The 23,742-nt window shown below is 73.0% G+C and carries 21 protein-coding genes; 13 read left to right on the forward strand and 8 right to left on the reverse strand.

Annotated features, from left to right (window positions below):
- Positions 1-178 precede the first annotated feature (178 nt).
- Together ABZ945_RS03565 and ABZ945_RS03570 are read left to right on the forward strand one after the other, a co-directional pair.
- Positions 179-406, forward strand: coding sequence for a DUF3107 domain-containing protein (locus ABZ945_RS03565; RefSeq protein ID WP_361263211.1), 228 nt, complete (start codon positions 179-181; stop codon positions 404-406).
- A gap of 193 nt (positions 407-599) precedes the next feature.
- Entirely contained in the window at positions 600-875 is a 276-nt protein-coding gene (locus ABZ945_RS03570; RefSeq protein WP_361263214.1) for a hypothetical protein, read from the forward strand.
- Between the two features lie 24 nt (positions 876-899).
- Here the strand turns inward: ABZ945_RS03570 and ABZ945_RS03575 are convergent, their stop codons facing one another.
- Positions 900-1,721: a ferritin-like fold-containing protein gene (locus ABZ945_RS03575; RefSeq protein ID WP_361263217.1), complete on the reverse strand. Its 822-nt coding sequence runs from the start codon at positions 1,719-1,721 to the stop codon at positions 900-902.
- A 512-nt stretch (positions 1,722-2,233) separates the two neighbouring features.
- Here ABZ945_RS03575 and ABZ945_RS03580 point away from each other — a divergent pair.
- Together ABZ945_RS03580 and ABZ945_RS03585 are read left to right on the forward strand one after the other, a co-directional pair.
- Positions 2,234-4,564, forward strand: a complete 2,331-nt coding sequence (locus tag ABZ945_RS03580; RefSeq protein ID WP_361263220.1) for a DEAD/DEAH box helicase — start codon at positions 2,234-2,236, stop codon at positions 4,562-4,564.
- 153 nt (positions 4,565-4,717) lie between these two features.
- Positions 4,718-5,596 (forward strand): alpha/beta hydrolase, encoded by an 879-nt coding sequence (locus tag ABZ945_RS03585; protein ID WP_361263223.1) that lies wholly within the window; start codon positions 4,718-4,720, stop codon positions 5,594-5,596.
- Between the two features lie 44 nt (positions 5,597-5,640).
- Here the strand turns inward: ABZ945_RS03585 and ABZ945_RS03590 are convergent, their stop codons facing one another.
- Positions 5,641-6,474, reverse strand: coding sequence for an NYN domain-containing protein (locus tag ABZ945_RS03590; protein ID WP_361263839.1), 834 nt, complete (start codon positions 6,472-6,474; stop codon positions 5,641-5,643).
- A 429-nt stretch (positions 6,475-6,903) separates the two neighbouring features.
- Here ABZ945_RS03590 and ABZ945_RS03595 point away from each other — a divergent pair, with 429 nt between their 5' ends.
- Positions 6,904-7,056, forward strand: coding sequence for a hypothetical protein (locus ABZ945_RS03595; protein ID WP_248635688.1), 153 nt, complete (start codon positions 6,904-6,906; stop codon positions 7,054-7,056).
- 162 nt (positions 7,057-7,218) lie between these two features.
- On the opposite strand, the gene ABZ945_RS03600 is transcribed toward ABZ945_RS03595, so the two are convergent.
- The 3 genes from ABZ945_RS03600 to ABZ945_RS03610 all read right to left on the reverse strand — a co-directional run bounded on the left by ABZ945_RS03600 (position 7,219) and on the right by ABZ945_RS03610 (position 9,890).
- Entirely contained in the window at positions 7,219-7,824 is a 606-nt protein-coding gene (locus ABZ945_RS03600) for a MarC family protein (RefSeq protein ID WP_361263227.1), read from the reverse strand.
- A gap of 423 nt (positions 7,825-8,247) precedes the next feature.
- Positions 8,248-9,165, reverse strand: coding sequence for a PHP domain-containing protein (locus ABZ945_RS03605; protein WP_361263230.1), 918 nt, complete (start codon positions 9,163-9,165; stop codon positions 8,248-8,250).
- A gap of 86 nt (positions 9,166-9,251) precedes the next feature.
- Complete coding sequence (locus ABZ945_RS03610; protein WP_361263233.1) at positions 9,252-9,890, reverse strand: DUF6758 family protein; 639 nt, start codon at positions 9,888-9,890, stop codon at positions 9,252-9,254.
- Between the two features lie 169 nt (positions 9,891-10,059).
- Here ABZ945_RS03610 and ABZ945_RS03615 point away from each other — a divergent pair, with 169 nt between their 5' ends.
- The 3 genes from ABZ945_RS03615 (at position 10,060) to ABZ945_RS03625 (ending at position 15,077) form a co-directional block, all read left to right on the forward strand.
- Complete coding sequence (locus tag ABZ945_RS03615) at positions 10,060-11,325, forward strand: MFS transporter (RefSeq protein ID WP_361263236.1); 1,266 nt, start codon at positions 10,060-10,062, stop codon at positions 11,323-11,325.
- 84 nt (positions 11,326-11,409) lie between these two features.
- The gene (locus ABZ945_RS03620) at positions 11,410-11,841 is read left to right on the forward strand and encodes a hypothetical protein (RefSeq protein WP_361263239.1); all 432 of its coding nucleotides are present in this window, start codon (positions 11,410-11,412) and stop codon (positions 11,839-11,841) included.
- Positions 11,838-15,077 carry a HEAT repeat domain-containing protein gene (locus tag ABZ945_RS03625; RefSeq protein WP_361263242.1) on the forward strand — a complete coding sequence of 1,080 codons (3,240 nt, stop codon included), beginning with the start codon at positions 11,838-11,840 and terminating at the stop codon, positions 15,075-15,077. The genes ABZ945_RS03620 and ABZ945_RS03625 overlap by 4 nt, the downstream gene beginning before the upstream one ends.
- Before the next feature lie 3 nt (positions 15,078-15,080).
- On the opposite strand, the gene ABZ945_RS03630 is transcribed toward ABZ945_RS03625, so the two are convergent.
- Positions 15,081-15,698, reverse strand: coding sequence for a suppressor of fused domain protein (locus ABZ945_RS03630; RefSeq protein ID WP_361263244.1), 618 nt, complete (start codon positions 15,696-15,698; stop codon positions 15,081-15,083).
- 668 nt (positions 15,699-16,366) lie between these two features.
- On the opposite strand from ABZ945_RS03630, the gene ABZ945_RS03635 reads away from it, so the two are divergent.
- Together ABZ945_RS03635 and ABZ945_RS03640 are read left to right on the forward strand one after the other, a co-directional pair.
- On the forward strand, positions 16,367-17,500 hold the full coding sequence (locus tag ABZ945_RS03635) for a magnesium and cobalt transport protein CorA (RefSeq protein ID WP_361263247.1): 1,134 nt from the start codon (positions 16,367-16,369) through the stop codon (positions 17,498-17,500).
- Between the two features lie 32 nt (positions 17,501-17,532).
- Entirely contained in the window at positions 17,533-18,066 is a 534-nt protein-coding gene (locus ABZ945_RS03640) for a hypothetical protein (RefSeq protein WP_361263250.1), read from the forward strand.
- A 26-nt stretch (positions 18,067-18,092) separates the two neighbouring features.
- Here ABZ945_RS03640 and ABZ945_RS03645 read toward each other — a convergent pair whose 3' ends face one another.
- The gene (locus ABZ945_RS03645) at positions 18,093-18,875 is read right to left on the reverse strand and encodes a hypothetical protein (protein WP_361263253.1); all 783 of its coding nucleotides are present in this window, start codon (positions 18,873-18,875) and stop codon (positions 18,093-18,095) included.
- 427 nt (positions 18,876-19,302) lie between these two features.
- Here ABZ945_RS03645 and ABZ945_RS03650 point away from each other — a divergent pair, with 427 nt between their 5' ends.
- The 3 genes from ABZ945_RS03650 (at position 19,303) to ABZ945_RS03660 (ending at position 22,553) form a co-directional block, all read left to right on the forward strand.
- On the forward strand, positions 19,303-20,700 hold the full coding sequence (locus ABZ945_RS03650; protein WP_361263256.1) for a CBS domain-containing protein: 1,398 nt from the start codon (positions 19,303-19,305) through the stop codon (positions 20,698-20,700).
- A gap of 115 nt (positions 20,701-20,815) precedes the next feature.
- Positions 20,816-21,376, forward strand: a complete 561-nt coding sequence (locus ABZ945_RS03655; protein ID WP_361263842.1) for a DUF1003 domain-containing protein — start codon at positions 20,816-20,818, stop codon at positions 21,374-21,376.
- A gap of 43 nt (positions 21,377-21,419) precedes the next feature.
- Positions 21,420-22,553: an Mrp/NBP35 family ATP-binding protein gene (locus ABZ945_RS03660; RefSeq protein WP_361263259.1), complete on the forward strand. Its 1,134-nt coding sequence runs from the start codon at positions 21,420-21,422 to the stop codon at positions 22,551-22,553.
- Positions 22,554-22,629: 76 nt separating this feature from the next.
- Here the strand turns inward: ABZ945_RS03660 and ABZ945_RS03665 are convergent, their stop codons facing one another.
- Positions 22,630-23,322 (reverse strand): hypothetical protein, encoded by a 693-nt coding sequence (locus tag ABZ945_RS03665; RefSeq protein ID WP_361263262.1) that lies wholly within the window; start codon positions 23,320-23,322, stop codon positions 22,630-22,632.
- Positions 23,323-23,742 lie beyond the last annotated feature (420 nt).

Consider the following 23,742-nt stretch of genomic DNA (forward strand, 5'->3'; position numbering starts at 1 on the left):
GCACGGAGGACCACGGCGGCGCGGACCGCTGAGCCGCCGGCTCCCTTTTTGCGGGCGGGGCGTGCTGTTCGCTCCTGGCGTGCGGCTCCGCGCCCTGAGGCGTCCGCTCCCCGGGCTAATCTGTGCAGCGTACGGCGCGGTCGACCGCGCAACGCTGACCGTTCGGAGGGACATAGCCGTGGAGGTCAAGATCGGCGTGCAGCACGCACCCCGGGAGATCGTTCTGGAGAGCGGGCAGTCCGCCGAGGAGGTGGAGCAGCTGGTGGCCCAGTCGCTGGCCGGGAAGACGCAGCTGCTGAGCCTGACGGACGACAAGGGCCGCAAGGTGCTGGTGCCGTCGGAGCGGATCGCCTATGTGGAGATCGGCGAGCCGACGGCGCGACGGGTGGGCTTCGGCACGCTCTGAGCGGTGGTACGACGAGAGGCCCGGCGGCTGGTCCGCCGGGCCTCCGCCGTTTTCCGGGCCCCCGGACCTTCCGCCCTGTCGACGTATCGACAAACGAGCCTTTGAACTCCGGGCTGATGATTGCGTTTCCGGTGCATCGGGTAGTACGGCCATGACCGTTTTGCCCGCCCCGCCGACCGCGAGGTGATCCGCAGTGTTCTGGGAAGCTCTCGGCTCCGTCATGCTCGGGCTGGCACTGTCCTGGGCAGCCGCCCACCGTCTCCCGGACCGGCTCCCCGCACGCCGCGTGGTGCTGGCCTCGGGCACGCTCGGAGCCCTGTTCGGCGCCCTGGTGACACACGCCGCGCTCGGCCCGGGGAACGCGCCGGGCACCCTCATCGGCGCCGTCGCGGTCGCGGCGGTCGTCCTGTCCCTGCTGCTCCGCCCGACCACCCGCCGTATGCGCCGATCAGCGGCGACCCAGAGCTGAGCCGCCGCGGAGAGCCGTAGGGGCTCAGGAGGCGAGGCCCAGCGCCGCCATGCGCTTGGTGTGCGCCTTGGTGATACGGGAGAACATCTCGCCGACCGCCGCCAGGTCGAAGCCGTCCGCGACCCCGCCGACCAGCATGGTGGAGAGCGCGTCCCGGTCCGCCACCACCCGCTGCGCCTGGGAGAGGGCCTCGCCCATCAGCCGGCGCGCCCACAGGGCCAGCCGCCCGCCGACCCGGGGATCGGCCTCGATCGCGGCCCGCACCTTCTCCACCGCGAAGTTGCCGTGGCCGGTGTCGTCCAGCACCGCGACGACCAGGGCGCGGGTGTCGGAGTCCAGCCGGACCGCCACCTCGCGGTAGAAGTCGCTGGCGATCGAGTCGCCGACGTACGCCTTGACCAGGCCCTCCAGCCAGTCCGAGGGTGCCGTCTGCCGGTGGAACTCGTCCAGCGCCTTGGCGAACGGCTCCATCGCACCGGTCGGCTCGGCGTCGATCGCGGTCAGCCGGTCCCGCAGCCGCTCGAAGTGGTGGAACTCGGCCGACGCCATCTTGGCCAGTTCCGCCTTGTCCGCCAGGCTCGGCGCCAGCTTGGCGTCCTCGGCGAGCCGCTCGAAGGCCGCCAGCTCCCCGTACGCCAGCGCACCCAGCAGATCCACCACGGCGGCGCGGTACTGGGGCTCGGCGGAGGCAGCGGCCCAATCGAGGGCGGCGATCCCGGTCGGCTGCTCGGCCGGCTGCCCGGTGGGCCGCTCCGCCGGCTGCTCTCTCAGAGAGGCGGCGGAATCGGCGGAGGAAGCGTCGTCAGCGGGGGTGTTGGCGGGGTCTGGCGTCTCCATGGAGCGCACAATAGCCCGCCCGTCCTGCCCCGGATGGCCCCGGTCGTCCACTGTGACCTCCACCTCCTTGTGAATTGGCACAACACGCCTGCGCCATTCCGGGGTACAGTGGTAATGCGCCTGCTGAGCATGCAGTGGTTTCCGTATGTACTCGGCGGGCCGTCTCATGAATGAGGATGCCCGGTCGGTGGCCCGATCGGCTCCGACCCGACAGCCCTCCGTGCGCGCGTCAGCGCCGCATGCGAGGGGACCCTCAGCGGTATGACGCTAGAGCGACGGCAGTGGTCCCGCGCCACGTAGCGGTCTCGTAAGGGCTCGTACGGGCTGCGGCCCGGACACGGGCCGCGACCGGACGTGACCGGCACGGTTCAGCACGGTAAGACCCCCAGCGTTCGCCTCATGCCGCGTCTCACAGAAGAGGCAGCACCCTGACTACGACTTTCCGAGAGCTCGGAATCCTTTCCGAGACGGCCGAGGCCCTCGAAGCCGTCGGCATCATCAACCCCTTCCCCATCCAGGAGATGACCCTCCCGGTCGCGCTCTCCGGCTCCGACGTCATCGGCCAGGCCAAGACCGGCACCGGCAAGACGCTCGGCTTCGGACTGCCGCTCCTGGAGCGCGTCACCGTCCCCGCCGACGTCGAGGCCGGCCGCGCCCGCCCCGAGCAGCTCACCGACGCCCCGCAGGCGCTGGTGGTCGTCCCGACCCGCGAGCTGTGCACCCAGGTCACCAACGACCTGCTCACCGCCGGCAAGGTGCGCAATGTGCGCGTCCTGGCCATCTACGGCGGCCGGGCGTACGAGCCCCAGGTCGAGGCGCTGAACAAGGGCGTCGACGTGGTCGTCGGCACCCCGGGCCGGCTGCTCGACCTGGCCGGCCAGCGCAAGCTGGACCTCTCCCACGTCAAGGCGCTCGTGCTCGACGAGGCCGACGAGATGCTCGACCTCGGCTTCCTGCCGGACGTCGAGAGGATCATCAACATGCTGCCGCCGCGCCGGCAGACCATGCTGTTCTCGGCGACCATGCCGGGCGCGGTGATCGGCCTGGCCCGCCGCTACATGTCGCAGCCGACCCACATCCGCGCCACCGCGCCGGACGATACGGGCGCGACCGTCGCCAACATCACCCAGCACGTCTACCGCGCCCACTCCATGGACAAGCCGGAGATGGTCGCCCGCATCCTGCAGGCCGAGGGCCGCGGACTGGCGATGATCTTCTGCCGGACCAAGCGGACGGCCGCGGACATCGCCGAGCAGCTGGAGCGGCGCGGATTCGCCTCCGGCGCGGTCCACGGCGACCTCGGCCAGGGCGCCCGCGAGCAGGCGCTGCGCGCCTTCCGCAACGGCAAGGTGGACGTCCTGGTCTGCACCGACGTCGCCGCCCGCGGTATCGATGTCGAGGGCGTCACGCACGTCATCAACTACCAGTCCCCCGAGGACGAGAAGACCTATCTGCACCGGGTGGGCCGCACCGGCCGCGCGGGCGCCAGCGGCACCGCGATCACCCTGGTCGACTGGGACGACATCCCGCGCTGGCAGCTGATCAACAAGGCGCTGGAGCTGGGCTTCAACGACCCGCCGGAGACGTACTCCACCTCCCCGCACCTCTACTCCGACCTGGACATCGCCGAGGGCACCAAGGGCATACTGCCGCGTGCCGAGCGCACCCGGGCCGGCCTGGACGCGGAGCAGCTGGAGGACCTGGGCGAGACCGGTGGCCGCGGTGGCCGCGGTGGCCGTCCGGCGCGCTCCTCCTCCCGTACCTCGGACGGATCCCGTACCTCGGACGGATCCCGTACCTCGGACGGATCCCGTACCTCGGACGGATCCCGGTCCTCGGACGGGTCGGGCCGGTCGGGCCGCCCGTCGGAGCGCACCGAGGAGCGTCCCGCCCGTACGCGTACTCCGCGCCGGCGCCGCCGCACCCGCGGCGGCGAGGCGGTCGGCTCCGCCCCGGTGGCGGAGACGGCGGCCCCGGCCACGACCGCTCCGGTCACCCCGGTCACCCCGGTCACCCCGGCGGTCCCCACCGAGGACGGTTCCGCCGCGCCGCGCACCCCGCGCCGCCGTCGCCGTACCCGGTCCAACGCCCCGTCGGCCGCCGCCACCGCTACGGCCACGGCCACGGTGGCGATCCCGGCCCAGGCCGCCGAGGCCCAGCCGGTCGCGGTCGCGGAGCCGGTGGCTGTCGTGGAGCCGGTCACGGTGCCCGAGCCGGTCGCCGCCGAGGAGCCCACGGCCCCGGCCAAGCCGCGCCGGACCCGTAAGAAGGCCGTCGCCGCCGTCGAGCCCATCGCCGAGGCAGCCCCGGCCGAGGCCGAGGCCAAGCCGCGCCGCACCCGCAAGAAGGCCGTCGCGGAGGTCGTCGCGGAGCCCGCGGCCCCGGTCACCGAGACCCCGGTCGAGACCGAGGCCAAGCCCCGCCGGACCCGTAAGAAGGCCGTCGCCGCCGTCGAGCCCATCGCGGAGGCAGCCCCGGCCGAGGCCGAGGCCAAGCCCCGCCGCACCCGCAAGAAGGTCGTCGCGGAAGCCGTGGCCCCGGTCACCGAGACCCCGGTCGAGACCGAGGCCAAGCCGCGCCGGACCCGCAAGAAGGCCGCCGTCGAGCCGACCCCGGAAGCCACCGAGGTCGAGGTTGAGGCCAAGCCCCGCCGCACCCGCAAGAAGGCCGTCGCGGAGCCCGTGGCCCCGGTCACCGAGACCCCGGCGGAGACGGAAGCCAAGCCCCGCCGTACGCGCAAGAAGGCCGCCGTCGAGCCGGCCCCGGAGGCCGTCGAGGCGCCGGTCGAGGCGAAGCCGCGCCGCACCCGCAAGAAGGCGGTCGCCGCGCAGCCCGAGCAGCCCGTCGGCTGATCGCACGCCGTTCGGCATCCGACGGCCCCGTCACCGCCCCTCCGGGGGTGGGGCGGGGCCGTCGGCGTCAGCGGCCGCCGCTTCCGTACCGACGTTCCCGGGCGACCGCAGCCGCTGCCCTCCCGGCGCGGGGCGTCCCGTTAGCCTCTTCCCATGAGTCGCCCGCCCACGTTCGCCCCGCCGCCCGGCACCCGGTCCCACTCCCTGCGTACCGCCCGCGGCACCTTCGCCGTGCTCGACGCGGCCCCGCCCGGCGGCCCCGAGAAGGCCAGGGGCACCGCGCTGCTGGTGCCCGGGTACACCGGGTCCAAGGAGGACTTCATCGCCATGCTCCCGCCGCTGGCCGAGGCCGGCTGGCGGGCCGTCGCGGTGGACGGGCGCGGGCAGTACGAGAGCGAGGGGCCGGACGAGGAGTCCGCGTACGCGCTCCAGGAGCTGGCCCGCGATCTGCTGGCCCAGGTGGAGGCGCTCGGCGCCGGGCGGGTGCAGCTGCTCGGCCACTCGCTCGGCGGGCTGGTCTCCCGGGCCGCCGTACTGCTCGACCCGGCCCCGTTCCGCACCCTCACCCTGATGTCCTCCGGTCCGGCGCAGGTCGCGGCGGACCAGCGCGACAAGGTGAAGCTGCTGAGCGACGCGCTCACCGTGATGGACATGGCCCAGGTGTGGGAGGCGATCCGCGCCATGGACCCGCCGGAGGAGGCGGAGGAGGCGGTCGGCAACCGGGAGGACCTGCGCCGCCGCTGGCTGCGGAACAGCCCCGTCCAGCTCCGGGTGACCGGTCGGCAGCTGGCGGTGGAACCGGACCGGGTGGACGAGCTGGCGGCACTGGGCGACCGGCTGCCGGTGCATGTGCTGTCCGGCGTACGGGACGAGGTCTGGCCGGTGCCGCTGCTCGACGAGATGGCCGTGCGGCTCGGCGCCCACCGGACGCGGATCGCGGGCGCGGAGCACTCCCCCAACACCGACCGCCCGATGGAGACCGCGGCGGCCGTGGCAGAGTTCTGGGCCGCCCACCAGGGGCCGGGCGCCTGACCCGCGCACCCGATGACCGCGGCGGGCTCACCGCGGCGGGCGGTTCAGAGCCGGGACCGCAGATGGTCCCAGAAGCCGTCCCGCAGCGAGCGGCGCAGCACCGCGTGACCGCGCAGCGACCGGCCGATCAGCCGCTCGGCCTCGATCAGCAGGTCCTGGTCGACGGGCCCCGGCAGATAGGGGTGGCCCGGGAGGAGTTCGGCGAGGAAGGCAGAGCCGCGTTCGCCGTACCAGGTGGCGGCGATCCGCTGGCCGACGAAGCGGACCTCGTCACGGGAGGGCGGCGGCTCGCCCTCGTTCTCGTAGGTCGTCACCGGCCGCCGGGTGACATACGGGCGGCAGAAGTCCAGCTCGAAGGTGCGGCTGCTGTCCACCTCCCAGAGCAGGGCCTCGGCCTGGTTGCGGCCCTCGGCCGCCTCGATGCCCCAGAGGTGGACCCGGGCGCCGTAGCCCTGGGCGGCCTCCACGGCGGAGACCAGGTCCTCGTCCCCGCCGACCAGCGCGGCATCGCTGATGGCCCGGTGGCGGGCCAGGGACTCCAGATCGGAGCGGATCAGGGAGTCGACGCCCTTCTGCTGGTTGCTGGCGTTGAGGTTGCCCAGGCGGACCTTGACGTCCGGGAGTTCGGCGATCGCCTGCTGCTCGGGGGTGTGGATACGGCGGCGGGCACCGTCGTACCAGTAGACGCGCAGCAGCCTGCTGTCGGCGAAGATCGTGCGGGCCTTGTCGATGAAGGCGTCGATCAGCCCCTCGGCGTCCAGGTCGAAGGCGCGCCGGTCCTCGGTGCCGACGCACAGCAACCCGGCCGCAGCATGGACGTAACCCGCGTCGACGAAGATGGCATGGGTCGAGGGGGTCTTGGCCACCTCGGCGAGCATCCGCCGCAGGAGCTCATTGGTGTGCTCCAGCGTGCGCTCCAGGCGGGCGCCGAGCTCGGCGGCCCGCCCGTCACCGCCGCCGGGGGCCTGCCGGGGAGGTCCGGGACTGTGGACGCCGGGACTGTGGACGCGCGCGTCGAAGGTGTCGTCGTTCATACCGGACTCATTGTCCGCCACTCGCCGACGCCGGAGGACCGATGCCGGAAGACCGATACCGGAGGACCGACGGCGGCCCTGCGGCCGTCCTCCCGGGGCGGTCCTCCCGGGGCGGTCCTTAGCCGCTCGAAAGTTTTATTTAGCGTAGGGAATGTTTGCAGGGTGCACCGCGTTGGCACTCATACGCACAGCGCCACAGCCGCATCCGCGGTCGTGGCGCGGCGCACATGTTCTCCACTGGAGGATCAACTCATCGACGAAGGGAGAAGCCCCATGCGCTTCGAAATCCTGCGACTGGACGACATCGACGGCACCCCCGTCGACAGCACCGTCGTGGACGCCGCCTCCGTCAACACCATCGTGCAGCAGGCTGCCGCGATCGGTCAGCGCATCTGGATCCGTCCGGCCGAGGCCTCCGCCTCGTAACCGGCACCCACCGCCCGCCTTGAAGGCAGACAGCCGGCAAAGGAAGCACAGCCGACAGGCGGTCGGAGTACGGACCACCGCGCCCCCGCATGGACTCCCCCGGACCCCGGGAGAATCCGTACGGGGGCGCAGTGCTGTGCGCGGCCCGGTAGGGAACAGGGCTCAGGCGCCCTGGATCACCTGGGTGACGCCGTTGATGATCTGCTGTACGGCGATGGCGGAGAGCATCATCCCGGCGAGCCGGGTCACCAGCACCACACCGCCGTCCTTGATGACCCGGATGATCACCAGCGAGTAGCGCATGGTCAGCCAGAGCACCCCGTGCATGGCGGCGATGGCGGCCCAGACCGCGATCTGGTCCTCGACGCCCTTGGCGTGCTGCACGGCGAGGATGACCGAGACGATCGCACCGGGCCCGGCCAGCAGCGGCATGCCCAACGGTACCAGGGCCACGTTGACGTCCTTGGTCTGCTGGGGCTCGTCGGTCTTCCCGGTGAGCAGGTCGAGCGCGATGAGCAGCAGGAGCAGCCCGCCGGCGATCATCAGGGCGGGGACGGAGACATGCAGATACGCCAGGATCTGCTGGCCGAGGATGCCGAAGACGGTGATCACACCGAAGGCGACGGCGACGGCCTGCCAGGCCATCCGGCGCTGCACCTTGGCGGGCCGCCCGGAGGTGAGGGCCAGGAAGATCGGGGTGATCCCCGGCGGGTCCATGATGACGAAGAGGGTCAGGAAGAGGGAGCCGAAGACGGCGAGGTCGAACACGGTAGGCCTTGCGGTGAGGGGTGTACGTGCGGGAGTGCCGCCGTGCCGGGCGGCCGGGGCGGCGGGGAGCGGCCGTGCGAGGGACGCAGGGCGCGTGACGGAGGAAGGAGTACGGGAGGAGGCGGCGCGGCGGCCCCGGCGGCGGCCCCCACTCGGAGGCGCTCCGGCGGCCCCGTCGGAAGCGGCCCCGGAGACGGGCCCCGAGCGTAGGCCACCCCGGAGACGGGCCCCAGTCGGAGGCCGCCTCGCAAGCGGGCCCCAGTCTGAGGCGGCCCCGGAGACGATCCCCAAGCGGAGGCGGTCCCGGCGACAGCCTCCGCGCGGAAGCGACCCCGGAGACGATCCCCGGGCGGAAACGGCCCCGGAGACAGCCCCCCAGCGGAGGCGACCCCTGAGCAGGGGCGCCGGGGCCGAAGCGGCTGCTCAGCCCTGGCGGCCGTCCGGAGACCGGACGACCCGCGGACCGTCCCGTCGGGCGGGGTCCCGCGGTCCGCCCGCGCCCGGGACGGGGAAGGCGCCGGTGGCCCGGCGGGTGATCTCCCCGTAGATCTCCGGGTCGGTGGTGTACTCACCGAGCCGGCAGGTCTTGCGGCTGCCGTGGTAGTCGCTGGAGCCGGTGGTCAGCAGTCCGTGGTCGGCGGCGAGGGCGCGCAGCCGCTCACGGGCGGGTCCGTCGTGGTCCATGTGGTCCACCTCGACGCCGTCCAGTCCGCAGGCGGCCAGCTCGGCGACGACGGACTCGGAGACGGTGCGGCCGCGCTTGGCGGCGGCCGGGTGGGCCAGTACGGCGACCCCGCCGGCGCCCTTGATCAGCCGTACCGCGGTGAAGGGGTCCAGCTCGTGCCGGGGGGCGTAGACCCGGCCGCCGTCGGCGAGCCACTCGGGCGTGAAGGCGTCGGAGACGGTGGCGACCAGGCCGAGCTCCACCAGGGCTTCCGCGATGTGCGGGCGGCCCACGGAGCCGTCGGCCGCGATGGCGGCGACCCGCTCCCAGGTGACCGGGACGCCCAGCTCCCGCAGTTTGCCGACCATGGCCTGGGCGCGGGGCACCCGGTCGTCGCGCACCAGCTCGCGCTCGCGCAGCAGCTCGGGCTCGTCGGGGTCGAAGAGGTAGGCCAGCATGTGCAGGCTGATGCCGTCGAGTCGGCAGGACAGCTCGGCGCCGGTGACCAGGGTGAGTCCGGCCGGGAGGGCGCCGATCGCCTCGGCGTGCCCGCGGGTGGTGTCGTGGTCGGTCAGCGCGACCGCGTCCAGCCCGGCGGCCGCGGCCTTGCGGACCAGCTCGGCGGGGGTGTCCGTACCGTCGGAGGCCGTGGAGTGGGTGTGCAGGTCGATGCGCACGGGCGGACTCCGGACGGGGGCTCGGGACGGACGGGGGGACGCTCAAGGATAACGGCCCCGGCTCCCCGATCTTCCCAGTCGCCGGCTCAGGCCAGCAGCTTGGGGGTGAGCGCCCCGCAGGGCAGCAGCTCCATCTCGGCGCCGGCCTCGCGCAGATCGGTGAGGACCAGTTCGTCGTAGAGCAGCATCCCGGACTTCTCCGGCCAGACGATGGCCCAGAGCCACAGCCCGCACGCCTCGCCGGCGAAGACGGCCCGGTCCTCGGGGGCGCCCATGACGTTCCACAGCGGGGTGGGGCGCCCGGCCGCGAGCACCTTGGCGTGCGGGCGGTTGTCGATCCGCATGTACGGGGCGGGGTCGGGGCCCTCCACCCCCGCGTACCGGGCGCCCAGGCCGACGCCCAGCTCCTCGGCGACCAGCAGCAGCTCGCCCACCCCGCCGAGCGGGGCGGGGCCGGAGCAGGCGACCACGGTGGCGCGGCCTCCGCTGCGGTCGTCGCCGGCGTAGGCCACCCCGGTGAACAGCCAGCCGACCGGCAGCGGCCAGGGCATCCAGACCGGGACCTTGGCGCGGTGGGTGGCCACGCCGAGCGCCTCGACGCTGGGTGGGATCACCGGTTGCAGCGGATGGACGGCGCCGTGCGCCTCGCACTGCCACGCGTCGGAGAAGAGACCGGGCGTCCGGACCCGGCCTCCGCACTTCGGGCAACTGGGTTCGCCCCTCATAGCGTTCCACGGTCCTCCCCGGGCGTCGGCTCGTCAAGGACGATCACCCGATCGGGGAGGACGAAAGCTCCCGCCCCCCTCACATGGATGGCACTTGCATTCATTAGCCTGCCTAACTTAATATGTGTATATAGCACTTACATCTCGCGAGGCTGAGAAGGAGCCAGGCATGCGCGGAAAGGAACCGTCCACAGCGGAACGGCCGGCCGGGACGGACCCGCTCGACGAGGGGGCCGGCAGCATCCTGCGCCAGCCCAAGGCCGTCTGGGCCACCGCCGGGGCCTCCGTCGTCGCCTTCATGGGCATCGGCCTGGTCGACCCGATCCTGCCGTCCATCGCCCAGGGGCTGCACGCCAACCCCAGCCAGGTCTCCCTGCTCTTCACCTCCTACTTCCTGATCACCGCCGTGGCGATGCTGGTCACCGGCTTCGTCTCCAGCCGCATCGGCGGCAAGAAGACCCTGCTGGCCGGCCTCGCTCTGGTGATCGTTTTCGCCGCGCTGTCCGGCACCTCCGGCTCGGTCGGCGAACTGGTGGGCTTCCGGGCCGGCTGGGGCCTCGGCAACGCACTCTTCGTCTCCACCTCGCTCGCCGTGATCGTGGGCGCGGCGGCCGGCGGCAGCGCGGCGGCGATTCTGCTCTACGAGTCGGCGCTCGGCCTCGGTATGGCCTGCGGCCCGCTGCTCGGCGCCCTGCTAGGGGACGCCAGCTGGCGCTATCCGTTCTTCGGCACCGCCGCGCTGATGGCGATCGGCTTCCTCTGCATCACCGTCTTCCTGAAGGAGCAGCCCAGGCCCGCCCGGAAGACCTCGCTGACCGACCCGCTCAAGGCGCTCGGTCACGGCGGGCTGGCCTCGGCCGCCGCCTCCGCGTTCTTCTACAACTACGCGTTCTTCACGGTGCTGGCGTTCACCCCGTTCGTGCTGGACATGACCCCGTACAAGTCCGGCGCGGTCTTCTTCGCCTGGGGCGTGCTGCTCGCAGTCTTCTCCGTACTGGTCGCGCCCCGGCTCCAGGAGCGCTTCGGCTCGCTGAAGGTGCTGGGCGGCTCGCTGGTGCTGCTCGCCGCGGATGTGGTGGTCCTCGGCTACGGCAGCCACACCACCGCGATCGTCTGCACCATCCTGTCCGGCGCGTTCATCGGCGTGAACAACACCGTCTTCACCGAACTGGCCCTCGGCGTCTCGGACGCCCCGCGCCCGGTGGCCAGCGCGGGCTACAACTTCGTCCGCTGGTTCGCCGCGGCCGCGGCCCCCTTCCTCGCCCCGAAGATCGAGGAGTGGACGAACGTCCACATCCCCTTCGTCGTCGCGGGCGCGGCCGCCCTGGTCGGCGCGGGCATCGTCTGGGTCCGCCGCCGGGCGCTCAGCCACGAGGCCGAGGAGCTCCAGCCGCAGCACGCGGTGGAGGACTCGGTGGCGGTCTTCGCCAACTGAGTCCTGGGTCAGGCTGGTTGCGCGGGGGCGCCCTTTCTCTCGAAGGGCGCCCCCGCGCCGTCGCGTTCCGGTGAAGATGGACGGATGACGGAACGGCGGCGGCGGTGGCTGATCGGGGCGGGGGCGGTGCTCGTCCTCGCGGGCCTGGTGGTCTTCTTCGTGTTCCAGGGGCTGGACCGGGCGGACAAGTGGGGCGGAGTGGGCAGCTTCCTCCTGGGGTCGGGCCTGGCGGTGTACGGCTTGCGGGCCGGCGACTCCTCCGACGGAGGCGGGCAGTCGGCGGACGGGGCGACGGCCGGGGGTTCTATCAACCAGGTGCGGGGGGTGCAGGGTGACCTGACCATCGGCGGATCACCCTCTGCCGTGCCTCCGCCCCCGACCGGGGCCACCGACCCGCCGCCACCCACCGGTGGTGGCCAGTCGGCCCGGGGCGCCCGGGCCGGGGGCGGCATCAACCAGGTGGACGGGGTGGGCGGTTCGGCCCGCATCGGCGGGGACGGTACGGGGGCGCCGTGAAGGGATGGTTCGGGCGATGGCGGCGGAAGCCGTCCGGTCAGGACGCCTCCTACGCTCACGTCGGGCGTGATCTGTACCAGCTGAGCAGCATCGGGACGGTCGTCCTGCCCGAGCAGCGGGCCGCGGACCCGACCGATGACGACTACGAAGCCGCCTGCACCGCGTACGCCAAACGCCTCCGGGAGCGGTACGGGCGACTGGACCTGGAGGTGCTGACGCCGCTCAACGAGCAGGGCGAGCACCCGGTGGTGGGGCTGCGGGAGGTCTTCGTACCGCAGTCGGTGCGCGCCGACCCGCCCCCGGTGGAGCTGCCGCGGGAACTGCTCCAGCGGCTGCTGGACGCGGGTGCGGCGGCTGACGGGCTGGCGCTGCCCCCCGGAGTCGATCGGGAAGTCGTCGAGCGGGTGCGCCAGGCGTACGACCAGCGCCCGGCCCGACCCGTCCTGGACGTGGTGGCCGATCCGGAGCACGAGCGGATCGTGGTGCTGGGCGACCCGGGCGCGGGCAAGTCCACCCTGGCCCGCTATCTGGCGCTGGCCCTCACGGCGGACGGCGGGCCGGTGGCGGGTCTGGACGCGCTGCACGGCCGGCTGCCGCTCGTCGTGGAACTGCGCGTCTACGCCGAAGCCGCCTGGCGGGACCGCACCTTCGAGGACTTCCTCGGCCATCTCCACGAGGACGAGGGCCTGGGGCTCCCGCCCCGGATGCTGGCCGGGTGCCTGGCCGGAAGCGGTCCGCGCCCGGTACTGGTGGTCTTCGACGGACTGGACGAGCTGTTCGAGCCCGGCGTACGGGACGCGGTCGCCCGCCGGATCGCCGGCTTCGCCGCGAAGTACCCGTCGGCCCGGATCATCGTCACCTCCCGCCGCGTCGGCTACCAGCGGGCGGTGCTGGACGGGGCGGGCTTCGCCGACTTCCTGCTCCAGGACCTCGATCGGCAGCAGATCGAGACCTTCACCCGGCGGTGGTTCGCCCTGGCCTGCCCGGACGACCAGGCGGGTGCCCGGCGGCTGGAGCAGCGCGTGCTGACGGCGGTGGACGGTTCCGCCTCCGTGCGCTCGCTCGCGGGCAATCCGCTGATCCTCACCATCCTGGCCATCATCGGCCGCCGCCGCGAACTCCCCCGCGACCGCAAAACGGTGTACGAGCACGCGGTGGCGGTGCTGGTCGAGCACTGGGACCTGGACAAGTTCCTGAAGGACCGCCGGGTCGAGGAGCACCTGCCCTACCTCGGTACGGAGGACAAGCTGGAGCTGCTGCGGCTGGTGGCACGGCGGATGCAGGAGGGCGAGGGCGGAATCGCGGGCAACCACATCGCGCGCCCGGACCTGATCGACGCGTTCGAGGGGTACCTGAGCCACCGGTACGCGCTCTCCGCCGACCGGGCGGCGACGGCCGCGCGGATCATGGTGGACCAGTTCCGGTACCGCAACTTCATCCTCAGCCGGTTCGGCGGGGAGGTGTACGGCTTCGTCCACCGGACCTTTCTGGAGTATCTGGCGGCCACCGATCTCGCCCACCGCTTCCAGAGCGAACGCAGCCTCAGCGAGGAGGAGTTGTACGGGCTCTTCGTCAGGCACTGGCAGGAGCCGGCCTGGCACGAGATCCTGCTGCTGCTCACCGGGCTGCTGGACGAGCGGTTCGCCGGGCGGGCGATCGACCGGGTGCTGAGGGCGCGGCCGTTCGGGGAGCGGGCGGCGGCCGGGGACGACAGCAGCTTCACAGAGATCCTGTTCGCCGCAGAGTGCCTGGCGGAGGTGCGCAGGCCGGGGCTGATGGAGGCGCAGACCCGTGGCCTGGTCACCCTGCTGGTCCGTACGGTCGAGGTGCACCGGCACATCGAGCGTGTCTGGTTCCCGACCGGCGGCACGCTGGCTCGGACCGGGGCCGCGTTGAGGGTTCTGGGTCCGGACTGGCCCGGCCTGCGGCCGCTGCTCGACTGGTATGTGGGGGAAGGGCAGCACCGGCTGGCCGACAGCGGAAACGCGTCCCCGGACGGTGTCGGGGAAGCGGTGGCGGGCCTCTGCGTGTCGCTGATGCTCGCACCCGGCCAGAGCGCTGAGCCCGTCGTCGCCGCACTGACCGGCCCGGAGCACACCCGTCGCCTCCGCTCGGCGGCCCTGCGGGCACTCTTTCGCCCGTCGCACGGGAAGTGCACCGAGCAGACCCTGGAGCTGGCCCGGCGGCTGGCCACCGATGAGGGCGACGATCAGGAGATCAGCTCGCTCGCACTGAACCTGCTGGCCGAGGAGTCCATTCCGGAGTCCCCCGTCGAGGACGCCCTCGACCTCGTCCGGTGGCGGGCCGTCGCTGACCCGCGCCCCGAGGTGCGCACGGCCGCCCTGCGCCTGCTCACCCCGCTACTCCGCAACAACCCCTACCGGGCCGACATCGATGTGTTCCTGCGCGCACGGGCGCGGGAGGAGGAGACCGAGGAGGTGGCGATGGCGGCGCTGGCGGGGGTGGCCGAGCAGGCACCCGACGCGTTCGGCCTGCTCGTTCGGCACGCTCGGCACGCCGACTCCGCCGACCTGCGGCGCAGCGCTCTCACCGAGCTGTACCACCTGGGGCGCAGCCCGCTACCCGCCGAGCAGCCCCTGTCCAAGGTGCGCGGTCAGCTGCTGCGCGAACGCGCTGTCAAGGAGGACGACCCGGACGTCCGAGCCGTCGCCGTCGGGTTCCTCGCGCAAGCACTGCGTTTCGATTCCGCCGACGCCGAGGTGCTGCTGCGACTGGTCGTCCACGACGAGGATCCCCGAGTGCGCGCCCATGCCGTGAGGTTCCTGCGGTACCCCGTACACCGCGGCCCCCTTGCCCGATCCTGGAGCGGCAAGGCACGCGGGACCCTGCTCGACCACGTCGCACACGACGACGCCTCCGTACGCGCTGCGGCGGTACGGGCATTCGGCGAACTCGACGACGTCACACTGGGCCACCTGCTGCCCTACGCCCGTGGCGACGCCTCTCCCGCTGTGCGCGCGGCCGTCCTGTCCGCGCTGCACTTCAGGTTCCAGGACGAGCCGGAGGCGTGGGCGGTGCTCGCCGCCATGGCCGTCGGGGACTCCTCGCCCGAGGTCCGACGCCCCGCGCTGCGCTATGCCGCCCTCGGCCGGCCGGACGCCCCCGAGGCTTTCGACCTGCTCGCCGACCGCGCCGCCCACGACCCCGACGAAGGCATCCGGTCCTGCGCCCGCGATCTGCTGGATGCTCTCCGGCCCGAGCCGCCGCAAACGTAGGCCTCAGTCCAGCCGTACCGACACCCGCCCCGGATCCCGCAGATCCGTACCCCCCGTCAGCCACCGCTCCTGCAACGCGCCCGCCCCGTGCACCCGCTTCCAGGCGGCCTCGTTGGGGGTCATCGGGAGCAGCGGGAGGAAGCGGACCGGGTCCATCGGGTCGGCCAGCTCCAGGTCCTCGACCAGCCCGCCGGGCTCGGCGACCAGGACGGAGGTGAAGGGGGCGTCCGGCCAGAGCGGGGCGCCGGTGTCCAGGGAGGCGCCGGGGGCCACGACCACGCCCTCGACCTGCGGGGAGGCCGCGAGTACGGCGAGAGGCCGGAGCACCTGGTCGGTGTCGGCGCGCCCGGCGCGTACCGTCAGCAGCAGCTCGGCGCGCGGGCCCTTGACGGGGTCGGCGAGGACGGCGGTCGGTTCGGCCATCGGCTGGGCGGACATCCCGAGGGTGGCGTAGCGCACCAGCCCGCCGCCGCTGCCACCGCCGTCGGCGTCGGTGTCGACCGCGGTGAAGCGGAGCACCTCGATCCGGTCGGTGCCGAGAAAGGTGACCGAGGCCCGGGCGTCCGGTTCGCCGAGGGCGGTGCGCAGCCGGGCCTCGACCAGATCCAAAACTTCTGCCATGCGGCGAGCATAAAGCGCGTAAGGAATGGGCAGGCAACGGGTTTGGGCCTTGATCGGCTGCTACCCTGGCGGTCTGGTCGGGACGGCATGCCGAGCACGCCCTCCGGTCCCGACGGAAACCGTCCCTCACGGGGGACCGGCCGGAGGAGGTGGGGCTGCGATGGATCGAAGTCGATCGTGCAGTACCGGCAGCTCTTCCGCCCCAGTGGCCCGGCTCCGCTCCTTCTGATCGCGCCTTCCCGAGACCGAGACCCCGGACACACCGGGGAATCCCTCCCGGCGCCCGGGGAACACGAGCCGTGACCCGTCGGCACCTTCCGTGCCGACGCGCCCACCCGGCCGACGCACGGCCCGCCCGGAACCGTACAGCGACGTACGGCCCCAGGGCACCGGCCCGCATCGGCCCGCACGGCCTCGGCCGTACACCCGGGCCCACGGCGCACTCAGCGGAAGAGCGACGCACCGGTCTGCACACCACCGTCCGGTTTTGCCTGTCTGTAGCGAACGCCGTCACCGCGAGCCCGCGGTGCCGCCCGCTTTGCGGACGTCAGCCCGTACGACGCGCACGCACGACCCCGAGCTCCACCCGCGCGTACGGCATCGAGGACGCCCCCATTCCGGGCTGTGCCACGCACCGCCGACGGCCCCTTTCGTGAAGGAGCCCGTCCATGTCGATGATCCGCGACCTGCGTGCAGTCGTACGCCCCTCCCTGCGCAAGAGCAGCCAAGGCCCGTACAACGGGTACAACTCCTACGACCCCACCCGCGACCCCTCGGCCTCCACCGCCGTGGTGGACTGCGCCGTCTACCGTGACGGGCGGCGGCAGGAGCAGCAGTCCGACGCCTGCCTCACCCCGCGCGAGGCGATGCGCCAGGTGCGCGACGGCGGCGGGTTCGCCTGGATCGGGCTGCACGAGCCGACCGAGAAGGAGTTCGCCGGGATCGCGGCCGAGTTCGGACTGCACCCGCTGGCCGTGGAGGACGCCGTCCACGCCCACCAGCGCCCCAAGCTGGAGCGGTACGACGACACGCTCTTCACCGTCTTCAAGACGATCCACTATGTGGAGCACGCCGAGCTGACCGCGACCAGCGAGGTCGTGGAGACCGGCGAGGTGATGTGCTTCACCGGCCAGGACTTCGTGATCACCGTCCGGCACGGCGGCCAGGGCTCGCTGCGCAATCTGCGCCACCGGATGGAGGGCGACCCGGAGCTGCTGGCCAAGGGCCCCTCGGCCGTGCTGCACGCCATCGCCGACCATGTGGTGGACGGCTACATCCTGGTGGCCGACGCCGTCCAGACCGATATCGACCAGATCGAGATCGATGTGTTCTCGCCGCCTGCCAAGGGCAGCACCCGCGGCACGGACACCGGGCGGATCTACCAGATGAAGCGCGAGATGCTGGAGTTCAAGCGCGCGGTCACCCCGCTGCTGCGGCCTATGCAGCTGCTGAGCGAGCGGCCGATGCGGCTGGTGGACCCGGACATCCAGAAGTACTTCCGGGATGTCGCCGACCACCTGGCCCGGGTGCAGGAGCAGGTCGTGGGCTTCGACGAGCTGCTGAACTCGATCCTCCAGGCCAACCTGGCGCAGGCGACCGTCGCGCAGAACGAGGACATGCGCAAGATCACCTCCTGGGCGGCGATCGTGGCCGTCCCGACGGCGGTCTGCGGGGTCTACGGGATGAACTTCGACCATATGCCGGAGCTGCACTGGCGCTACGGCTACCCGATGGTGCTGGTCGGCATCATCGGCGTCTGCCTGGCCATCCACCGCACCCTGAAGCGCAACGGCTGGCTCTGAGCGGCTGGCAGACCCTTGGATAGGCTCCCTGCATGACGGATTCGCCGACGGTCTCCCCTGAGATGCTCGACCGGGCGCTGGCCGAGGAGGCCACCAAGAAGTCCGGCCTGGTCTGGGTGCGCGGCACCGGTCCCGCCCGGGCGCTCTGGCACGTCTGGCACGAGGGCGCCGCCCATGTGGTCGGCGACGGGCCGGGTGAGCAGCCACTGCCGGGTCTGGCCGACGGCTCGGTGGCCGAGGTCACGGTGCGCAGCAAGGACAAGGGCGGCCGAGTGGTCGGCTGGAGCGCCGAGGTGAGCGAGCTGGCGCCCGGCTCGGAGGCCTGGGAGGCGGCGGTCGCCGAGCTGAAGGGCAAGCGGCTCAACGCCCCGGACGCGGAGACGATGACCGAGCGGTGGGCGCGGGAGTGCCGGGTGCTGCGGCTGGCCCCGCGTACCGCCTCCACCGAACTGCCGGACGGCTCACTGGCCGCCGTACCGCTGCCGACCCCGGCCACCACCCGGCACCCGGTACCGCCCGCGCTGCCCCGGCTGCTGCTGCGGGGCCGCCGCGCTAAGCGGGCGTAGGCCGGACGGCCCGGGGTGACCGGCCGTCAGCCGCCCGCGCGCGGCAGCTGGGGGCCGTAGTCGACGGACTGGTCCTTGGACGGCTCCTGGAGCGCGAAGTCCTCGTTCCAGTCGGACAGCACCACCACCCCGGCGTCCCCGCCGCGCTCGAACTTCAGCGGGTACGGCGTGCCCTCCAGCGAGACATCGAGGGTGCCGCCCTCCCCGCCGGGCCCGCCGGCGACCTTGATGGTGCGGATCCCCCCGATGCTGTCGCGCTCGCCCTTGTGCAGCTCGCCATGGAGCACCAGCAACCCGCCCAGCAGGGTGTTCATCTCGGTGAAGCCGCGCAGCTGCTTGTAGGACGGGTCGTCCTCGGGCACCTTCACGAACTTGCCGCCGAGCTTCTTCGCCGCCTGCCGGTCGGCCTCGGTGGGCGCGTTCGACGCCTCCTCGGCATGCGTCCAGAACTCCGCGTCCGCCTTGAGGTAGAGGACGTCGCCGACCCGCAGCAGCTCGAAGGTGGTGTTGCCGTTCACCACCGAGCCGGCCGCCCCGGCGCCCTTGAGCCGCATGTTCAGCCGGTAGGTGCCGCCCTTGCTGACCAGGTTCCCGGCCAGCCGCACCGCCTCGGCGCCGCGCACCGCGTTCCGCGCCTTGGCCTCGATTTTGGCAGCGGTCAGCTTGGCCACCCCGTTGGTGCCCGCGTCCGGATCCGGCGGCGGCGGCTCCGCCCCGCCGCACGCGGTGAGGACCGCCGTGAGCCCCGCGCACAGGGCCACGGTCAGCGCGGCCCGGCGGGCACGCGGAACCGGGGGGAGGGTCGTCAACACTCTGCCTCTCGTCACGGCGTCGGATACGGACCGGATGCGGGTCGGATGCGGGTCGGATCGGATACGGGCCGGATGCGGGTTAATTACGGGGTCGCGGGATGCCGCGGGATGTGGCGGGGTGGGAATCGGGGGCGCCACGGGGGCGGCTGACCGCAGCGTACCGGTGCCGCCGGCGTACGCCTCCGGGGGCCGGACGGACGGCCTCCGCGGGGCCCGCACGACATCGGCCGGAACCGGACGAATGCCTTCCGCGGGACCGTGCCGAGGCACCCGGCGCAGCCGTACGGGCGCCCTGCCTGGGCGGCCGGGAGCCCGACGGGCTAGCCTGAGGCCGCACGGACCTGTGGGTTTCATCGGCACGCGTCGGTACATCCGACACGGAGGTACACCCGAGTACATCCGCTACGGAAGGGAGGCGCGGAGCATGGCCGCGGGCGCTCCCCGGATCTTCGTCTCACACCTCGCCGGCGTTCCGGTCTTCGACCCCAACGGCGACCAGGTGGGGCGGGTCCGCGACCTCGTCGCGATGCTGCGGGTGGGCCGCCGGCCGCCGCGGCTGCTCGGCCTGGTGGTCGAGGTGATCGGCCGGCGGCGGATCTTCCTGCCCATGACCCGGGTGACCGGCGTCGAGTCCGGCCAGGTCATCACCACCGGCGTGCTCAACGTGCGCCGCTTCGAACAGCGTCCCACCGAGCGGCTGGTCCTGGGCGAGCTGCTGGACCGCCGGGTGCGGCTGGTCGAGGACGACGCCGAGGTGACGGTGCTGGACGTGGCCATCCAGCAACTGCCGGCCCGCCGGGACTGGGAGATCGACAAGGTCTTCGTCCGCCGGGGCGGCGGCGGTGCGCTGCGCCGCCGGGGCGAGACGCTGACCGTGGAGTGGTCGGCCGTGACCGGCTTCTCGCTGGAGGAGGAGGGCCAGGGCGCGGAGAACCTGGTCGCCACCTTCGAGCGGATGCGCCCCGCGGACCTCGCCAATGTGCTGCACCACCTCTCCCCCAAGCGGCGCGCCGAGGTGGCGGCCGCCCTGGACGACGACCGGCTGGCCGACGTACTGGAGGAGCTGCCGGAGGACGACCAGGTGGAGATCCTCGGCAAGCTGAAGGAGGAGCGGGCCGCCGACGTGCTGGAGGCGATGGACCCGGACGACGCCGCCGACCTGCTCTCCGAGCTGCCGGAGGACGACAAGGAGCGGCTGCTGACCCTGATGCGGCCGGACGACGCCGCGGACGTACGGCGGCTGATGTCGTACGAGGAGCGCACCGCGGGCGGTCTGATGACCACCGAGCCGATCGTGCTGCGGCCGGACGCCACGGTGGCCGACGCGCTGGCGCGGGTGCGCCGCCAGGACCTCTCCCCCGCGCTCGCCGCGCAGGTGTACGTGTGCCGGCCGCCCGAGGAGACACCCACCGGGAAGTACCTGGGCACGGTGCACTTCCAGCGGCTGCTGCGGGACCCGCCGTTCACCCTGGTGTCGGCGATCGTCGACACCGACCTGGGACCGCTCGCCCCGGACACCCCGCTGCCGGTGGTGACCAGCCACCTCGCCGCGTACAACCTGGTCGCCGCGCCGGTGGTGGACGACAGCGGTTCGCTGCTGGGCGCGGTCACCGTGGACGACGTACTGGACCATCTGCTGCCGGAGGACTGGCGGGAGACCGAGTTCCACCCGCCCGAGGAGATCGGTCCGGACGGGATCGGGCGGCAGGACAGCGGCTCGGACCATGGCACGGACCGCGGTACGGACAGTGGCACGGACCGCCGCGCGGACAGTGGCACGGACCGGGCCGGCACATCGACGGAGGTCACCGGTGGCCGCTGAGCGCAACACCCAGGACCGGACGGGCCGCGCCGCCCAGGAGCGGATCGGCCGCGGTGGGCAGGAGCGGGCGGCCCGCGGTCCGCAGGAGCGGTCGCCGGCGGCCACCCCGCCCCGGATCAGGCTGGACCTGCCCCGGGAGCGGCGGCCCCGGCTGCTGCCCTCCTACGACCCGGACGCGTTCGGGCGGCTGTCCGAGCGGATCGCCCGCTTCCTGGGCACCGGGCGGTTCATCGTCTGGATGACGGTGGTGATCATCCTGTGGGTGGTGTGGAACATCTTCGCCCCCGCCCACCTGCGGTTCGACAACTACCCGTTCATCTTCCTCACCCTGATGCTCTCCCTCCAGGCCTCCTACGCGGCGCCGCTGATCCTGCTGGCGCAGAACCGCCAGGACGACCGGGACCGGGTCAACCTGGAGCAGGACCGCAAGCAGAACGAGCGCTCCATCGCCGACACCGAGTATCTGACCAGGGAGATCGCCGCGCTGCGGATGGGTCTCGGCGAGGTCGCCACCCGGGACTGGATCCGCTCCGAGCTGGAGGACCTGGTCCGCGATCTGCGCGAGCTGGAGGAGCTCAAGGAGTACAAGGACCTGAAGGAGCTCGACGGTCCGGGTGAGCGGAGCGGGGTGTTCCCGTCCCGCCGCGGCGGGACGAGTGACGAAGGCGACCGCTGACGGGCTTTCCGGCGGCGGGCCCGGGCGCCGTACCATCGTCCCTATGGCTACGGAAGACGCGGTGCGCGAAGCACTGGCGACGGTGAACGACCCCGAGATCAACCGGCCGATCACCGAGCTGGGCATGGTCAAGTCGGTGGAGATCGGCGCGGACGGGACGGTCGCGGTCGCGGTCTACCTGACGGTGGCCGGATGCCCGATGCGCGACACCATCACCGCCCGGGTCACCGAGGCGGTCTCCCGCGTCGAGGGCGTCACCGGGGTCGAGGTCGAGCTCGACGTGATGGGCGACGAGCAGCGCAAGGAGCTGGCGGCGGCGCTGCGCGGCACCACCGCCGAGCGGGAGGTGCCGTTCGCCAAGCCGGGCTCGCTGACCCGGGTGTACGCGGTGGCCTCCGGCAAGGGCGGCGTGGGCAAGTCCTCCGTGACCGTGAACCTGGCGGCCGCGATGGCCGCCGACGGGCTGAAGGTCGGCGTGGTGGACGCCGACATCTACGGCCACAGCGTGCCGCGGATGATGGGCGCGGACGGCAGCCCCACCCAGGTCGAGAACATGATCATGCCGCCCTCGGCGAACGGCGTGAAGGTCATCTCCATCGGCATGTTCACCCCGGGCAACACACCCGTGGTGTGGCGCGGGCCGATGCTGCACCGGGCGCTCCAGCAGTTCCTGGCGGACGTCTACTGGGGCGACCTGGACGTGCTGCTGCTGGACCTGCCGCCGGGTACCGGTGACATCGCGATCTCGGTCGCCCAGCTGGTGCCGAACGCGGAGATCCTGGTCGTCACCACCCCGCAGCAGGCGGCCGCCGAGGTCGCCGAGCGGGCCGGGTCGATCGCGGTGCAGACCCACCAGAAGATCGTCGGCGTGGTCGAGAACATGTCGGGTCTGCCCTGTCCGCACTGCGACGAGATGGTGGACGTCTTCGGCACCGGCGGCGGGCAGGTGGTCGCCGACGGGCTGACCCGGACCACCGGCGCCACCGTCCCGGTGCTCGGCCAGATCCCGATCGACGTACGGCTGCGGGAGGGCGGTGACGAGGGCCGCCCGGTGGTGCTCTCCGACCCCGACTCCCCGGCCGGGGCGGCACTGCGCACCATCGCGGGCAAGCTCGGCGGCCGCCAGCGCGGTCTGTCGGGGATGTCGCTGGGCATCACCCCGCGCAACAAGTTCTGAGCCGACGTATCGAGCGACGAGGAAGGGGGCGGACCCGGGATCCCGGCTCCGCCCCCTTCGCCGTACGCAGACGTCCTCAGCTGTACGAGGCGCTGTACTCGGCCAGGTCCTCGACCACGGCGAAGCCGAGGCCGTAGGCGCTCATACCGCGGCCGTACGCGCCGATGTGGGCGCCGCCCGCGGTGGTGCCGGCCAGCACCCAGCCGAACTCCGACTCGCGGTAGTGGAAGGGCACCGGCACCCCGTCGACCGGCAGCGAGAGCGTGGTCCACTCCGGGCCGTCCAGGTCGTCGGCGAGCGCGAAGGCGGCCTCGGTCTGCTGCTCCAGCCAGTCGTCGCGCAGCGCGTGGTCGAGCTGCGGCGGCCAGGTGTACGCGAGGAGGCCCGAACCGGCCAGCCAGGCGGCCGAGGAGACGCTGGTGGCGTCCAGCACCCCGGTGCCGTCCCCGGTGCGGCGCACGGGGCTGGCGGCGACCGTCACCACGGCGGTGAACCGCTCGTCGTCCGGTCCGGAGCCGTCCGGCCTTATCGACGGCTCCTCGCCGTGGCCGGTGGTGCCGTGCTGCACCGTGCCGTCGGCGGAGGTGCCGACCTGCATCAGCCAGCGCGGCCCGGTGAACGCCGCGTCCAGGCCGTACCAGGGGAAGGTCGCGCGCACAAAGCCCTCGACCGCCTGCCGGCGCGCCGCGTCGGTCCCCGCGGACGCGGTGGTGGGTGGGGTGGGTGCGGGCGCGGGGCCCGCGGTCCCCACCCGACTCGTCGTCTCCATCTGCCCGGCCGCCTCCTCGTCACATGGAGTCCGGCAGGGCCCGTCCCATGGGCGTCCTCACAGCCGGACAGAGGGAGAGGATATCCACCCCGGGCGGACAGACTCCGGAAGCCCGGCCCCCGGGCGGTGTCGGGGGCCTCGGTCCGGTTGCGGGGTGGGGACCCCGGGCGGTGTCGGGGCCGGGCCTCAGGTCGACCGGGGGCAGGCGGGGGCGGGGCTGGGCGGGCGCCGCGTTCGGGTCCGTCAGGAGGCCGGGGCGCGGCCGGTACGGCGCAGGGGCTCGGGCGGTGTCGAGGGTACGGGTCGGGGCCAGGGCCCCGAGCTCAGGGCGTCCGGGTTGTCTCAGGCCGGCCGGGCGCGGGGCCCGGGCTCGCTGGGCGCGGAGGCTCAAACCCGCCGGGCACAGGGGCGCGGGCGTGG

It is taken from the genome of Streptomyces sp. NPDC046887 (assembly GCF_040644755.1).
Taxonomy (GTDB): Bacteria; Actinomycetota; Actinomycetes; order Streptomycetales; family Streptomycetaceae; genus Streptomyces; species Streptomyces lichenis.

Bases quoted from the DNA above. Each gene is read 5' to 3' on its own strand.
- ABZ945_RS03615 (WP_361263236.1), top strand. From the start codon at position 10,060: ATGCGCGGAAAGGAACCGTCCACAGCGGAACGGCCGGCCGGGACGGAC.
- ABZ945_RS03630 (WP_361263244.1), bottom strand. From the start codon at position 15,698: ATGGCAGAAGTTTTGGATCTGGTCGAGGCCCGGCTGCGCACCGCCCTC.
- ABZ945_RS03590 (WP_361263839.1), bottom strand. From the start codon at position 6,474: ATGCTCGCCGAGGTGGCCAAGACCCCCTCGACCCATGCCATCTTCGTC.
- ABZ945_RS03580 (WP_361263220.1), top strand. From the start codon at position 2,234: ATGACCCTCCCGGTCGCGCTCTCCGGCTCCGACGTCATCGGCCAGGCC.
- ABZ945_RS03620 (WP_361263239.1), top strand. From the start codon at position 11,410: ATGACGGAACGGCGGCGGCGGTGGCTGATCGGGGCGGGGGCGGTGCTC.
- ABZ945_RS03610 (WP_361263233.1), bottom strand. From the start codon at position 9,890: ATGAGGGGCGAACCCAGTTGCCCGAAGTGCGGAGGCCGGGTCCGGACG.
- ABZ945_RS03635 (WP_361263247.1), top strand. From the start codon at position 16,367: ATGTCGATGATCCGCGACCTGCGTGCAGTCGTACGCCCCTCCCTGCGC.
- ABZ945_RS03650 (WP_361263256.1), top strand. From the start codon at position 19,303: ATGGCCGCGGGCGCTCCCCGGATCTTCGTCTCACACCTCGCCGGCGTT.
- ABZ945_RS03585 (WP_361263223.1), top strand. From the start codon at position 4,718: ATGAGTCGCCCGCCCACGTTCGCCCCGCCGCCCGGCACCCGGTCCCAC.
- ABZ945_RS03665 (WP_361263262.1), bottom strand. From the start codon at position 23,322: ATGGAGACGACGAGTCGGGTGGGGACCGCGGGCCCCGCGCCCGCACCC.
- ABZ945_RS03660 (WP_361263259.1), top strand. From the start codon at position 21,420: ATGGCTACGGAAGACGCGGTGCGCGAAGCACTGGCGACGGTGAACGAC.
- ABZ945_RS03640 (WP_361263250.1), top strand. From the start codon at position 17,533: ATGACGGATTCGCCGACGGTCTCCCCTGAGATGCTCGACCGGGCGCTG.
- ABZ945_RS03595 (WP_248635688.1), top strand. From the start codon at position 6,904: ATGCGCTTCGAAATCCTGCGACTGGACGACATCGACGGCACCCCCGTC.